Genomic DNA, 13,480 nt, shown 5'->3' on the forward strand with positions numbered 1-13,480 from the left:
TCCCGGTGCCCACCCGTGCCGCCCGGGGCGCTTCAGGCCCGGCCCACCACGGCCCGCTCCCTGCGACGGCGACACCCCGCAGCGGCAGGCAGCACGGCCGCCCCGCCCGCCAGCAGGAAGCACACCGCGAGGGGCATCCGGCCGATCAGCAGTCCCGCCGCCATCGCACCCGCCGAGCTCCCGGCGTTCACCCCCGTGTTGACCCAGGCGCCGGCCCGCGTCCGGGCTCCCTCGGGCGCGGTCTCCTCGGCCACGAGGTACGCCGTCGTGAGGACGGGGGCGACGAACATCCCGGCGAGGGCCATGCCCCCGGCCAGGGTCCACAGACCCGGCGCCAGGCCCGCCGCCGCGATCACCAGGCCGAGCCCGGCGGCGAACCCGCACAGCCGCGCCCGGGCCGGCGCCCGCCACCTCACCGCCCCGTTGAGCAGACCGCCGACCGCGCTCCCCGCGGACAGCGCGCCCAGAACCCAGGGCACCAGCCCGGCGTCGTACGACCGCGCCGTGACGAACGCCGTCACCAGCAGTTCCACCCCGCTCAGCGCGAGGCCCGCCCCGGTCACCACGGCGACCGGCGCCAGCAGCCCCGCCAAGGTGCCGCGCCGCTTTCCCGGGGCTCTCCGGCAGGGGCCCGGGACCGCCGGGCAGGTGGCGAAGGCACAGGTGCCGCCCACGATCAGGACCGCGCTGAGCAGGATCCCGGACGCGGGCGGGGCGAAAACCGTCAGGGCGCCGACCAGGGCCGGGCCGGAGACGTACAGCAGTTCCTCGGCGACGCCGTCCAGGGCGTAGGCGCGGGCCAGCATCGCCGGTTCCGGGGCCAGTCCGGCCCAGACGGCACGCATGGCCGGCCCCAGCGGCGGCGCGCACCCGCCCGCGAGGGCCGCCGTGACGGCGAGGGCCCACGGCGGCGCCCCGGGGCGCCAGGTCAGCGCGGCCAGGACGCCCAGCAGGGCGCCGTACAGCGCGGCCATGGGCGGCAGGGCGCGGCGGGGGCCCCAGTGATCCGTCAGCCGGGCGCGCAGCGGCATCAGGAAGACCGTCGTGGCGCCGAACAGGGACAGCACGGCGCCGGAGACGGCGTAGGAGCCGGTGGACCGGGTGACGGACAGCAGCATCGCCAGGGAGACCGTGCCGTACGCCAGCCGGGCGGTGAGGGCGGAGGCGAAGGTGCGGCGGGCGTGCGGCAGGCGCAGTACGGCGGCGTACGAGGGCCGCGCGGGGGCATGCGTCGACATGCGGATGTTCCTCTGCGGGAGGCGGGAGAGGGGCACCGAGGGACGCGAGAGCCGGTCGTACGTCACGGCCTCGCGGTCCGGGGTGCGCTCTACGCCAAGGAGAGGAGCATGGCCGTCAAGGTAGCAGCAGGGCAGGCGGGCCGGCGATCGGTTATCCCTGCGTCAGGCCCGCCACCAGTTCGTCGGCCGCGCGGTACGGGTCCAGTTCGCCGGCGACGATGCGCTCCGCGAGCGCGCTGAGGCGGCGGTCGCCGTGCAGGTCGCCGATGCGTTCGCGCAGGGCCGTCACCGCGATGGTCTCCACCTCGCGGGCCGCGCGCGCCCTGCGGCGTTCGGCCAGCACCCCGCGCTCCTCCATCCACGCGCGGTGCTTCTCCAGGGCCTCGACGACCTCGTCGACGCCCTCGGCGCGGGCGGCGACCGTCTTCACGATCGGCGGGCGCCAGTCGCCGGGGCCGCGGGCCTCGCCGAGGCCCAGCATGTGGTTCAGTTCGCGGGCGGTGGCGTCCGCGCCGTCCCGGTCCGCCTTGTTGACGACGTACACGTCGCCGATCTCCAGGATGCCCGCCTTGGCCGCCTGGATGCCGTCGCCCATGCCCGGGGCCAGCAGGACCACGCTGGTGTCGGCCTGGGAGGCGATCTCGACCTCCGACTGGCCCACGCCCACCGTCTCGACCAGGATCACGTCGCAGCCCGCCGCGTCCAGGACCCGGATCGCCTGGGGCGCCGCCCAGGCGAGGCCGCCCAGGTGGCCCCTGGTGGCCATCGAGCGGATGTAGACGCCGGGGTCGGAGGCGTGCTCCGACATGCGGACGCGGTCGCCGAGCAGGGCGCCGCCGGAGAAGGGCGAGGACGGGTCGACGGCCAGGACGCCGACCCGCTTGCCCTGCTTGCGGTACGCGGTGACGAGCGCGGAGGTCGAGGTCGACTTGCCGACTCCCGGGGAGCCGGTCAGGCCCACCACGTAGGCGTTGCCGGTCAGCGGGGCCAGCGCCGCCATGACCTCCCTGAGCTGCGGGGACGCCCCCTCCACCAGGGAAATGAGCCGGGCCACGGCCCGCGGCCGGCCTTCCCTGGCCTGGGCCACCAGAGAGGAGACGTCCTGCATCAAACAGCTCCGTTCAGTTCACAGACGTACAGACGCGCACGACGAGCGTGCTCACGCCTTCGGTACCCGCACGATCAGCGCGTCACCCTGGCCGCCGCCGCCGCACAGCGCGGCCGCGCCGACCCCGCCGCCGCGCCGCTTGAGCTCGAGCGCCAGGTGCAGCACCAGACGCGCGCCGGACATGCCGATCGGGTGGCCGAGGGCGATCGCGCCGCCGTTCACGTTCACCTTTTCGGTGGACACGCCGAGGTCCTTCATGGACTGCACGGCGACCGCGGCGAAGGCCTCGTTGATCTCGATCAGGTCGAGGTCGGAGACCTCCAGGCCCTCCTTCTTCAGGGCGTGCCGGATGGCGTTGGACGGCTGGGACTGCAGGCTGTTGTCCGGACCCGCCACATTGCCGTGCGCGCCGATCTCGGCGAGCCAGGTCAGGCCCAGCTCCTCGGCCTTGGCCTTGCTCATCACCACCACGGCGGCCGCGCCGTCGGAGATCTGGGACGACGAGCCGGCGGTGATCGTGCCGTCCTTGCTGAAGGCCGGGCGCAGCTTGGCCAGGGACTCGACGGTGGTGTCGCCGCGGATGCCCTCGTCCTTGCTGAACAGGACCGGGTCGCCCTTGCGCTGCGGGATCTCCACGGGGGTGATCTCCGCCTCGAACAGGCCGTTCTTCTGCGCGGCGGCGGCCCGCTGGTGGGACAGGGCGGCGATCTCGTCCTGCTCGGCGCGGCCGATGCCGAGGCGGGTGTTGTGCTTCTCCGTGGACTGGCCCATGGGGATGTTCTCCCACGGGTCGGTCAGGCCGTCGTAGGCCATCGCGTCGAGCATCTCGACCGCGCCGTACTTGAAGCCCTCGCGGGACTTCGGCAGCAGGTGCGGGGCGTTGGTCATGGACTCCTGGCCGCCGGCCACGACGATGTCGAACTCGCCGGCGCGGATCAGCTGGTCCGCCAGCGCGATGGCGTCGAGCCCGGAGAGGCACACCTTGTTGATGGTGAGCGCCGGGACGTTCATGGGGATGCCGGCCTTCACGGCGGCCTGACGCGCCGGGATCTGCCCGGCACCCGCCTGGAGCACCTGGCCCATGATCACGTACTGCACCTGGTCGCCGCCGATCCCCGCACGGTCGAGGGCGGCCTTGATCGCGAAACCGCCGAGGTCGGCTCCGGAGAAGGACTTGAGGGAGCCGAGGAGTCGTCCCATGGGCGTTCGCGCGCCCGCGACGATCACCGAGCTGTTCGTTCCAGAAGGCATGAGCTGCGATCCCCTTACCGGCCTTGCCCAGGCCGAGGAGTGAACGAGGGTTTACTTCGAATGTACTGAGTGGCACTCCGTGCCGTCATCGGGCTGTCAGTGTGATCGCTCGCACGTTGCGTAACCACCGCGGTGGCGCTGCACTGAATTCATGCTGACGCGAATCGACCACATCGGGATCGCCTGCCACGACCTCGACGCCACCGTCGAGTTCTACCGGGCCACGTACGGATTCGAGGTGTTCCACACCGAGGTCAACGAGGAGCAGGGCGTGCGCGAGGCCATGCTCAAGATCAACGAGACCTCGGACGGCGGCGCCTCCTACCTCCAGCTGCTGGAACCGACCCGCGAGGACTCCGCGGTCGGCAAGTGGCTGGCGAAGAACGGGGAGGGCGTCCACCACATCGCCTTCGGCACGGCGGACGTGGACGGGGACGCCGCCGCCATCCGCGACAAGGGCGTACGCGTGCTGTACGACGAGCCGCGACGGGGCTCGATGGGCTCGCGGATCACCTTCCTGCACCCCAAGGACTGCCACGGCGTCCTGACAGAACTGGTCACTTCGGCCCCGGTTGAGTCCCCTGAGCACTGACCGCCGTACATAAGGGCCGGTAGGGTTGGGGGCGGTCGTCCCCGAAAGCGGGGGACGGCCGTTTCCGGGGTCCGGGTTTCGGGGGACGAGCGTCGGGGCAGCAGCCCGTGCTCCGCCGTTGATCTGACACCATTCCCCGGGGGCCCCGTTCGGCGGAGGACGAGGCTCGTTGGAGAAGCTGACCAGGGGACGGATGGGACCGCGCAGTGCGGGGCTACGAGAGCCAGGAGCGAGAGCCGGCGGCTGACGTCGACCACCTCTCTCGGTTCGAGGCCGAGATGAAGCGGCTGAAGACCGAGCGGGAAAAGGCGATCCAGCACGCCGAGGACCTCGGCTACCAGGTCGAGGTGCTGCGCGCCAAGCTGCACGAGGCGCGCCGCACCCTGATGACCCGGCCCGCCTTCGACGGCGGTGACGTCGGCTATCAGGCCGAGCAGTTGCTCCGCAATGCCCAGATGCAGGCCGACCAGCTGCGGCAGGAAGCCGAGCGGATGGCCGCCGAGGCCCGCGCGCAGACCCAGCGGATCCTGCAGGAGCACGCCGAGCAGGCCGCCCGGCTCCAGGCGGAGCTGCACCAGGAGGCCGTCACCCGGCGCCAGCAGCTCGACCAGGAGCTGGCCGAGCGCCGCGCCACCGTCGAGTCGCACGTCAACGAGAACGTGGCCTGGGCGGAGCAGCTGCGCGCCCGCACCGAGGAGCAGGCCCGCCGGCTGCTGGCGGAGTCCCGCGCCGAGGCGGAGCAGGCGATGGCCGCCGCCCGCGCCGAGGCCGAGCGGCTGACCCGCGAGGCCCGGGAGCGGCTGCAGAGCGAGGCGGAGTCGGCCCGCGCGGAGGCCGAGCAGATCCTGCGCCGCGCCCGCACGGACGCCGAGCGCCTGCTGAACGCCGCCTCCACCCAGGCCCAGGAGGCCACCGACCACGCCGAGCGGCTGCGCACCGACGCGGCCGGCGAGTCCGACACCGCGCGCCGGCAGGCCGCCGAGCTGACCCGGGCCGCCGAGGAGCGGATGGCCGCGGCCGAGGAGGCGCTGCGCAAGGCCCAGGCGGAGGCCGAGAAGGTCGTCACGGAGGCCAAGGAGGCCGCCGCCAAGGCCCTGGCGAGCGCCGAGGCCGCCAACGAGACGCGGACCCGCACGGCCAAGGAGCAGGTCGCCCGGCTGGTCGAGGAGGCCACCAAGGAGGCCGAGCAGACCAGGTCGGAGGCCGAGCAGCTGGTCGCGGACGCCCGCGCCGAGGCCGAGAAGATCCTCGCGGAGGCGTCCGAGAAGGCCCGCGCGATCACGGCCGAGGAGAGCGCCACCCAGCTGTCCAAGGCGGCCAGGACCGCCGAGGACGTGCTCACCAAGGCTTCCGAGGAGGCCAAGCGGACCACCAGGGCCGCCGCCGAGGAGGCCGAGCGGATCCGCACCGAGGCCGAGGCCGAGGCGGACCGGCTGCGCGCCGAGGCGCACGACATCGCCGAGCAGCTCAAGGGCGCGGCGAAGGACGACACCAAGGAGTACCGCGCCAAGACGGTCGAGCTGCAGGAGGAGGCCCGCCGGCTGCGCGGCGAGGCCGAGCAGCTGCGTGCCGACGCGGTCGCCGAGGGCGAGTCGATCCGCGCGGAGGCCCGCCGGGAGGCGGTCGCGCAGATCGAGGAGGCGGCCAGGACCGCCGAGGAGCTGCTGGCCAAGGCCAAGGCGGACGCCGACGAGCTGCGGCAGACCGCGACGACCGACAGCGAGAAGGTCCGCACCGAGGCCATCGAGCGGGCCACCGCGCTGCGCCGGCAGGCCGAGGAGACCGTGGGCCGGGCCCGCAAGGAGGCCGAGCGGCTGCGTGCCGAGGCCGGCGAGCAGGCCGAGAAGATCACGGCGGACGCCGAGACCGCCGCGCGCGAACTGCGCGAGGAGACCGAGCGCGCCGTCGAGGCCCGCCGCACCGAGGCCGCGGCGGAGCTGACCCGGCTCCAGACGGAGGCGCAGGAGCGGCTGGAGGCGGCCGAGCAGGCGCTCGCGGACGCCCGCGAGGAGGCCGCCCGGATCCGCCGCGAGGCCGCCGAGGAGAGCGAGCGGCTGCGCACCGAGTCCGCCGAACGGATCCGTACGCTCCAGCAGCAGGCCGAGGCCGAGGCCGAGCGGCTGCGCACCGAGGCCGCCTCCGACGCGTCCGCGTTCCGCGCCGAGGGCGAGGCCGTCGCCGTACGGCTGCGCAGTGAGGCCGCCGCCGAGGCCGAGCGGCTCAAGGCCGAGGCCCAGGACACCGCCGACCGGGTGCGTGCGGAGGCGCAGGCCGCCGCCGAGCGGCTCGGCACCGAGGCGTCCGAGACGCTGGCCGCCGCCCAGGAGGAGGCCGCCCGGCGCCGCCGCGAGGCGGAGGAGCTGCTCGGCGCGGCCCGCGAGGAGGCCGAGGAGGAGCGCCGGCGGGCCCGCGAGCAGAGCGAGGAGCTGCTGGCCTCCGCACGCAAGCGGGTGGAGGAGGCGCAGGCCGAGGCCACCCGGCTGGTGGAGGAGGCCGACCGGCGGGCCACCGAGATGGTCTCCGCGGCCGAGCAGCACGCCCAGCAGGTGCGCGACTCGGTCGCCGGGCTGCACGAGCAGGCGCAGGAGGAGATCGCCGGGCTGCGCTCGGCCGCCGAGCACGCGGCGGACCGCACCCGGCGGGAGGCCGAGGAGGAGGCCGACCGGGTCCGCGCCGACGCCTACGCCGAGCGGGAGCGGGCCGGCGAGGACGCCTCGCGGATGCGGCGCGAGGCGAACGAGGAGTCGGAGGCCGCCAAGGCGCTGGCCGAGCGTACGGTCGCGGAGGCGATGGCGGAGGCCGAGCGGCTGCGCACGGACGCCGGCGAGTACGCCCAGCGGGTGCGCACCGAGGCCTCGGACGTGCTCGCCGAGGCCGACCAGGCGGCGGCCCGTACCCGGGCGGACGCCCGCGAGGACGCCAACCGGATCCGCTCGGACGCGGCGACCCAGGCGGACACCCTCATCACCGAGGCGCGCAGCGAGGCGGAGCGGCTGCAGACGGAGACCGCCGCCGAGGCCGAGCGGGTGCGCGGCGAGGCGGTGGCCGAGGCGGACCGGGTGCGTGCGGAGGCCCTGGCGGCCGCCGAGCAGCTCGTCGGGGAGGCCACCGGCGAGGCCGAGCGGCTGCGCGCGGAGGCCGCCGAGACGGTCGGCTCGGCGCAGGCGCACGCCGAGCGGGTGCGGGCGGACGCCGAGCGGCTCAAGGCGGACGCGGAGGCGGAGGCCGAACGGCTCGTCAACTCCGCCCGCGAGGAGGCCGAGCGGACCCTGGACGAGGCCCGCAAGGAGGCCAACAAGCGGCGTTCGGAGGCGGCCGAGCAGGTCGACACGCTCATCACCGAGACCACGGCCGAGGTGGACAAGCTGCTCGCGGAGGCGCAGGAGCAGGCGCTGAAGACCACCGCGGACGCCGAGTCCCAGGCCGACACGATGGTCGGCGCCGCCCGCGCCGAGGCCGAGCGGATCGTCGCCGAGGCGACCGTCGAGGGCAACGCCCGGGTGGAGAAGGCCCGTACGGACGCCGACGAGCTGCTGGTCGGCGCCCGCCGGGACGCGACCGCGATCAGGGAGCGCGCGGAGGAGCTGCGCGACCGCATCACCGCCGAGATCGAGGAGCTGCACGAGCGGGCCCGGCGCGAGGCCGCCGAGACGATGAAGTCCACCGGCGACCGCTGCGACGCGCTCATCAAGGCGGCCGAGGAGCAGCTGGCGAAGGCCGAGGCGAAGGCCAAGGAGCTGGTGTCGGAGGCCAACTCCGAGGCGGGCAAGGTGCGTATCGCCGCCGTGAAGAAGGCCGAGGGGCTGCTCAAGGAGGCCGAGCTGAAGAAGGCCAGCCTGATCAAGGAGGCCGAGGAGCTCAAGGCCGAGGCGATCCGCGAGGCCCGGCGCACGGTCGAGGAGGGCAAGCGCGAGCTGGAGATCCTGGTGCGCAGGCGCGAGGACATCAACGCCGAGATCTCCCGGGTCCAGGACGTCCTGGAGGCGCTGGAGTCCTTCGAGACGCCGGCGTCCGGGAAGGACGGCGGGGTCAAGGCCGGCGCGACGGTGGGCGCCCCCCGATCGGGTGGCAAGTCGTCAGACGGCTAACCTGAGCGATGTGTTCCGGTAACGTCTGGGGGCTTTGCCCGACTCGTTGGCAAGCCATCCGGCCGTCAGCCACTCAAAAGGGGTCTCATTCTCCAGATCAAACACGTATCCGCTCGATGACACACCGCTTCGGCCCCTAGGATTCCCCCTATCACCTCACCGGTCTCATTCGACAGGAACCCCATGAGCGACACTTCCCCCTACGGCTTCGAGCTTGTGCGGCGTGGGTACGACCGCGCTCAGGTGGACGAACGTATCTCCAAGCTCGTCTCCGACCGTGACAGCGCTCTCGCCCGCATCACCGCCCTGGAGAAGCGCATCGAGGAGCTCCACCTCGAGACGCAGAACGCCCAGGCCCAGGTCACCGACGCCGAGCCGTCGTACGCGGGTCTCGGTGCCCGGGTCGAGAAGATCCTGCGCCTGGCCGAGGAAGAGGCCAAGGAACTGCGTGAGGAGGCCCGACGGGCGGCCGAGCAGCACCGCGACCTCGCCGAGTCCGCGGCCCAGCAGGTCCGCAACGACGCCGAGGCCTACGCCGCCGAGCGCAAGGCCAAGGCCGAGGACGAGGGCGTCCGGATCGTCGAGAAGGCCAAGGGCGAGGCCGCCCAGCTGCGCGCCGAGGCGCAGAAGGACGCGCAGTCCAAGCGCGAGGAGGCGGACGCCCTCTTCGAGGAGACCCGCGCCAAGGCCGCGCAGGCCGCCGCCGACTTCGAGACGAACCTCGCCAAGCGCCGCGAGCAGTCCGAGCGCGACCTGGCCTCCCGCCAGGCCAAGGCCGAGAAGCGCCTCGCGGAGATCGAGCACCGCGCCGAGCAGCTGCGCCTGGAGGCGGAGAAGCTGCGCACCGACGCCGAGCGCCGTGCCCGCCAGACGGTGGAGACGGCCCAGCGCCAGGCCGAGGACATCGTGGCCGACGCCAACGCCAAGGCCGACCGCATCCGCTCGGAATCCGAGCGCGAGCTCGCCGCGCTGACCAACCGCCGCGACTCGATCAACGCCCAGCTGACGAACGTGCGCGAGATGCTGGCGACGCTCACCGGCGCGGCGGTGGCTGCCGCGGGCTCGCCGACCGAGGACGAGCCGATCTCGCGTGGGGTGCCGGCGCAGCAGTCGCGGTAAGCGGGAGCCGCAGCCGTACGAGCGCCTTCGAAGCCCCCTGCCGTCCCACGGCAGGGGGCTTCGTCGCGTTCGGCAGAGCAGGCTGTCACGCTCAGCGATTCCCTGGCTTTGCGTTCTCTTGGGTGGAACCGTCAGCGCCCCGATATCCTCCTAACCCTTACGGGGGCGTCTGCCCCGGCTGTCCTGAACCTTTCGATGGGTGCGGAGCATGATCGAGGCTGTCGGCCTGACCAAGCGCTACGGCGACAAAACCGCCGTGTACAACCTTTCCTTCCACGTGCGGCCAGGAGCCGTCACCGGCTTCCTCGGGCCCAACGGCTCGGGCAAGTCGACGACGATGCGGATGATCCTCGGGCTCGACAACCCGACGTCCGGTTCGGTGACCATCGGCGGCTACCCCTACCGCAAGCTGCCCAACGCCCCCCGCCAGGTCGGCGCCCTGCTCGACGCCAAGGCGGTGCACGGCGGCCGCAGCGCCCGCAACCACCTGCTGAGCCTCGCCCAGCTGTCCGGCATCCCGGCCCGGCGGGTGGACGAGGTGCTCGGGGTCGTGGGCCTGCAGGACGTGGCGAAGAAGCGCTCCAAGGGTTTCTCGCTCGGCATGGGCCAGCGCCTCGGCATCGCCGCCGCGCTGCTCGGCGACCCGCAGGTGCTGCTGTTCGACGAGCCGGTCAACGGCCTCGACCCCGAGGGCATCCTCTGGGTCCGCAACCTGATGAAGGCCCTCGCCGCGGAGGGCCGCACGGTCTTCGTCTCCTCGCACCTGATGAGCGAGATGGCGCTGACCGCCGACCACCTCATCGTCATCGGACGCGGCCAGCTGCTCGCCGACATGAGCGTGAAGGACTTCATCTCGGCCAACTCCGCGGACTTCGCCCGGGTGCGCACCCCGGACACCGAGCCGCAGCAGCGCGAGAAGCTCACCGCCGCGCTCGCCGAGGCGGGCGGCCATGTGCTGCCGGAGCAGGACGGCGCCCTGCGGGTGACCGGACTGCCGCTGCCCCGGATCAGCGACCTCGCGCACGAGGCGGGCGTACGGCTGTGGGAGCTGTCGCCGCACCAGGCCTCGCTGGAGGAGGCGTACATGCGGATGACGCAGGGCGCCGTGGACTACCGCTCGACCGTCGACCAGAAGGCGGGCCTGCAGCAGCCGCTGCCGCCGGGCGCCGAGCCCCCGATGCCGGTGCCCGGCCAGGGCCAGCCCGGCTGGTACGCCCCGCCGCCGCCCCAGCAGGGCGGGCAGCCCTTCGCCATGCCGCAGCCGCCCGCCGGGCCGTACGGCGGCCCGCAGACGCCCGGTTACGGCGCTCCCGCCGCCCCGGGCGCCCCCAACCCGTACGCGCAGCAGGCCCCGCAGCCCGCCGCCCCCGTGCCGGCCCGGACGCCCGGCAGCGCCGCTCCGCAGGCGCAGGCGCAGGCGTACGCGCCGGGCGGGTCGGCGGGCAGCCCGCCGGCTCCCGCCGCGCCGCAGGCGCCCTCGGCGCCGCCCGCGCCGCCGCAGACGCCCGCCGCCGCTCCCCCGGCCCCGGCCGCCGCCCCCGCCGACCTGACCAAGCCCGAGGACGCCCGATGAGCACCCACCAGCCTCCGATGCCGCAGGCCCCCGCCTCCGCCGCTCCCGACTGGCAGGCGGCGTCCGGCGGCTCGTACCCCGGTTACAGCTCGCCGATCCCGGTGCGGCCCGCCCACCTCGGGCACGCGCTGGCCTCCGAGTGGACGAAGATCAAGTCGGTACGGTCGACGATGTGGACGCTCGGCGTGTTCATCGTGCTCGTCCTCGGCATCGGCCTGATGGCCGGCTCGCTGGTCAGCTCCAACTCCGGGCCGGACAGCATGGCGGACCAGAACCCGCTGCAGTTCGGCTTCTTCGGCCTGCTCATCGGCAGCATGTGCATCATCACGCTCGGCGTGCTGACCACGGCCTCCGAGTACGGCACCGGCATGATCCGCACGACGATGACCGCGTGCCCGAGCCGCATCCGGGTGCTCGCCGCCAAGGCGATCGTGTTCTTCGCGGTCGCCTTCGTCGTCACGCTGGTCACGTCCGGCTTCGTCGCCATGGTCCACGTGTCCATGCTCAAGGGGGTGGGCGGCGCCCGTACCCCCTCCACCGACGACTGGCTCAAGGCGACCGTCGGCATCAGCCTCTACCTCGCGCTGCTCGGACTGTTCTCGCTGCTCGTCGGCTCGGTCGTGAGGCACTCCGCGGGCGGCATCACCATCATGATCGGCGCGGTGCTGGCCCCGCTGGTGATCGCGCTGTTCATGGCCGCGCAGTCCCTGGAGAAGGTGCGCCAGTGGCTGCTGGAGTACTCGATCCCGAGCCAGATGAGCTGCTTCTACGACAACTCCCTGAGCAGCTCCGGCCCCTCGGGCTGGGACCCGCTGTGGATCATGCTGGGCCTGACGGCGGCCGCGTTCGCCGGCGCCTGCCTGCTGCTGCAGCAGCGGGACGTCTGACCCCGCGCTCAGAACCTCGGCGCGTTACGGGACCGCGGCACCCGCGTGGTGCGGCGGTCCTTCGCGTTCCAGCACGCCTTGTGCCAGTGGCGGCGGTCGTCGACGCCCGCGTACTCGGGCCAGGCCACCACGTGCGGCATGCCGGAGGGGATCAGCTGGTCGCAGCCCGGGCAGCGGTAGGTCTTGCCCTGGGCGCTCGCCCCGGCGACATGGCGCACGCTCCACTCCTCGCCCTGCCAGTTCTCGGTCGACTGCCAGCCGCCGTACCGGCCGGCCCGGTCGTCCTCGGCGCTCCGGCCCGACGATCCGGCTGCCTTGGGTCGGTTGCGACGCGGGGACACGGGACACCTCTCGGGGCTATACAGGAAGCACGGGCTGCATCCAGCCTACGCGCCGCCGAGTGGGGTACCCGGCCGGGACCAACCCGTACAAGTCCCCCTCCAGGGCGACCCATTCTGCAGACAATCCGCAAATCCCTCCGCCAGGCCGTGTCCTGGGCACGTGTCAGGCGGTTATGCGGGGTGGGGGAGCTCCGGGTCGGAGCCAAGGAAGCAGGAAATGCGATGTACGTAGGTAGTTTTGTGCTGGGCGCCCAGTTCCCGGGCCAGGGTCCGGGGGAGGCCCTGCACCGGGCGGTCCGCTCGGCGGAGGTCGCCGAGGAGGCCGGACTGGACTCGGTATGGCTCGCCGAGCACCACTTCGTGCCGTACGGCACATGCCCGTCCGCCGTCACCCTGGCCGCTCTGCTGCTCGGCCGCACCCGCCGCATCCGGGTGGGCACGGCGGTCAGCGTACTGCCCACCGCCCATCCCGTGGCCCTCGGCGAGCAGGCCGCGCTGCTGCATGTGACGAGCGGCGGCCGGTTCACGCTCGGGGTGGGCCGCGGCGGTCCCTGGGTGGACCTGGAGGTGTTCGGCGCGGGCCTCGCGGCCTACGAACACGGGTTCCCGGAGTCCCTCGATCTGCTGTTGCGCTGGCTGCGCGAGCCGTCGGTGTCGGCGTCCGGCGAGCGGTTCAGCTTCCGCGAGGTGCCGGTCGTACCCCGCCCGTCGGAGGCGCTCACGGAATCCCCGGGACCCGAGGTCGTCGTCGCCTGCACCTCCCCGGCGAGCGTGCGGCTGGCCGCCGAGCGCGGACTGCCCATGCTGCTCGGCATGCACGTCGGGGACGAGGAGAAGGCCGAGATGGTCGCCCTGTGGCGGCGCTGCGCCCGGGCCGCGGGCCGGCCGGCCGAGGAGATCGCCGGCGCCCCGCACGTCTCCGCCGGGGTCTGCCAGCTCGCGGACCGGCGCACGGACGCGGTCGAGACACTGCTGAAGGCGATGCCGGGATGGCTGAGGCAGGGCCTGGAGGCCCATGTGACGGTCGACGGCCGGGCGCGCGCGATGCGCGACCCGCACGCCTACACCGAGCTGCTCTGCGGCCTGCACCCGGTCGGCACCCCACGCCTGGCCGCCGACCGGCTCACGGCCACCTCGGAGCGCACCGGCATCTCGCGTTTCGCCCTGCTCGTGGAGGGCTCGGGCGATCTCGCCGCGACGGAGGAGAACCTGCGGCGGCTCGGCGCCGAGGTGCTGCCCCAGCTGCGCTGAGCGGGACCGCAACTCCCCTGCCGCCTGGAGGG

The 13,480-nt window shown here is 73.8% G+C and carries 10 protein-coding genes; 6 read left to right on the forward strand and 4 right to left on the reverse strand.

Annotated elements, in window-relative coordinates; translation table 11 throughout:
- Positions 1 to 32 precede the first annotated feature (32 nt).
- From OG956_RS10940 to OG956_RS10950, 3 genes are all read right to left on the reverse strand, one after another.
- A complete protein-coding gene (locus OG956_RS10940; RefSeq protein ID WP_330337764.1) occupies positions 33 to 1,238 on the reverse strand; it encodes an MFS transporter in 1,206 nt (401 codons plus the stop codon).
- Positions 1,239 to 1,389: 151 nt separating this feature from the next.
- Positions 1,390 to 2,346, reverse strand: a complete 957-nt coding sequence (meaB, locus tag OG956_RS10945; RefSeq protein ID WP_330337765.1) for a methylmalonyl Co-A mutase-associated GTPase MeaB — start codon at positions 2,344 to 2,346, stop codon at positions 1,390 to 1,392.
- Positions 2,347 to 2,397: 51 nt separating this feature from the next.
- Positions 2,398 to 3,597, reverse strand: coding sequence for an acetyl-CoA C-acetyltransferase (locus OG956_RS10950; protein WP_330337766.1), 1,200 nt, complete (start codon positions 3,595 to 3,597; stop codon positions 2,398 to 2,400).
- A gap of 151 nt (positions 3,598 to 3,748) precedes the next feature.
- Here OG956_RS10950 and mce point away from each other — a divergent pair, with 151 nt between their 5' ends.
- From mce to OG956_RS10975, 5 genes are all read left to right on the forward strand, one after another.
- A complete protein-coding gene (gene mce / locus OG956_RS10955; protein ID WP_330337767.1) occupies positions 3,749 to 4,189 on the forward strand; it encodes a methylmalonyl-CoA epimerase in 441 nt (146 codons plus the stop codon).
- A 206-nt stretch (positions 4,190 to 4,395) separates the two neighbouring features.
- Positions 4,396 to 8,277 (forward strand): polarized growth protein Scy, encoded by a 3,882-nt coding sequence (scy, locus tag OG956_RS10960; RefSeq protein ID WP_330337768.1) that lies wholly within the window; start codon positions 4,396 to 4,398, stop codon positions 8,275 to 8,277.
- A 183-nt stretch (positions 8,278 to 8,460) separates the two neighbouring features.
- A complete protein-coding gene (locus OG956_RS10965) occupies positions 8,461 to 9,396 on the forward strand; it encodes a cellulose-binding protein (protein ID WP_330337769.1) in 936 nt (311 codons plus the stop codon).
- A 208-nt stretch (positions 9,397 to 9,604) separates the two neighbouring features.
- On the forward strand, positions 9,605 to 10,969 hold the full coding sequence (locus OG956_RS10970) for an ABC transporter ATP-binding protein (RefSeq protein WP_330337770.1): 1,365 nt from the start codon (positions 9,605 to 9,607) through the stop codon (positions 10,967 to 10,969).
- Positions 10,966 to 11,856: an ABC transporter permease gene (locus OG956_RS10975; protein WP_330337771.1), complete on the forward strand. Its 891-nt coding sequence runs from the start codon at positions 10,966 to 10,968 to the stop codon at positions 11,854 to 11,856. Before OG956_RS10970 ends, OG956_RS10975 begins: the two co-directional genes overlap by 4 nt.
- An 8-nt stretch (positions 11,857 to 11,864) precedes the next feature.
- On the opposite strand, the gene OG956_RS10980 is transcribed toward OG956_RS10975, so the two are convergent.
- Positions 11,865 to 12,197: an ATP/GTP-binding protein gene (locus tag OG956_RS10980; protein ID WP_330337772.1), complete on the reverse strand. Its 333-nt coding sequence runs from the start codon at positions 12,195 to 12,197 to the stop codon at positions 11,865 to 11,867.
- 222 nt (positions 12,198 to 12,419) lie between these two features.
- On the opposite strand from OG956_RS10980, the gene OG956_RS10985 reads away from it, so the two are divergent.
- Entirely contained in the window at positions 12,420 to 13,448 is a 1,029-nt protein-coding gene (locus tag OG956_RS10985; protein ID WP_330337773.1) for an LLM class flavin-dependent oxidoreductase, read from the forward strand.
- Positions 13,449 to 13,480: the final 32 nt, after the last annotated feature.

Source organism: Streptomyces sp. NBC_00557, assembly GCF_036345995.1.
In the GTDB taxonomy this organism is placed as follows: Bacteria; Actinomycetota; Actinomycetes; order Streptomycetales; family Streptomycetaceae; genus Streptomyces.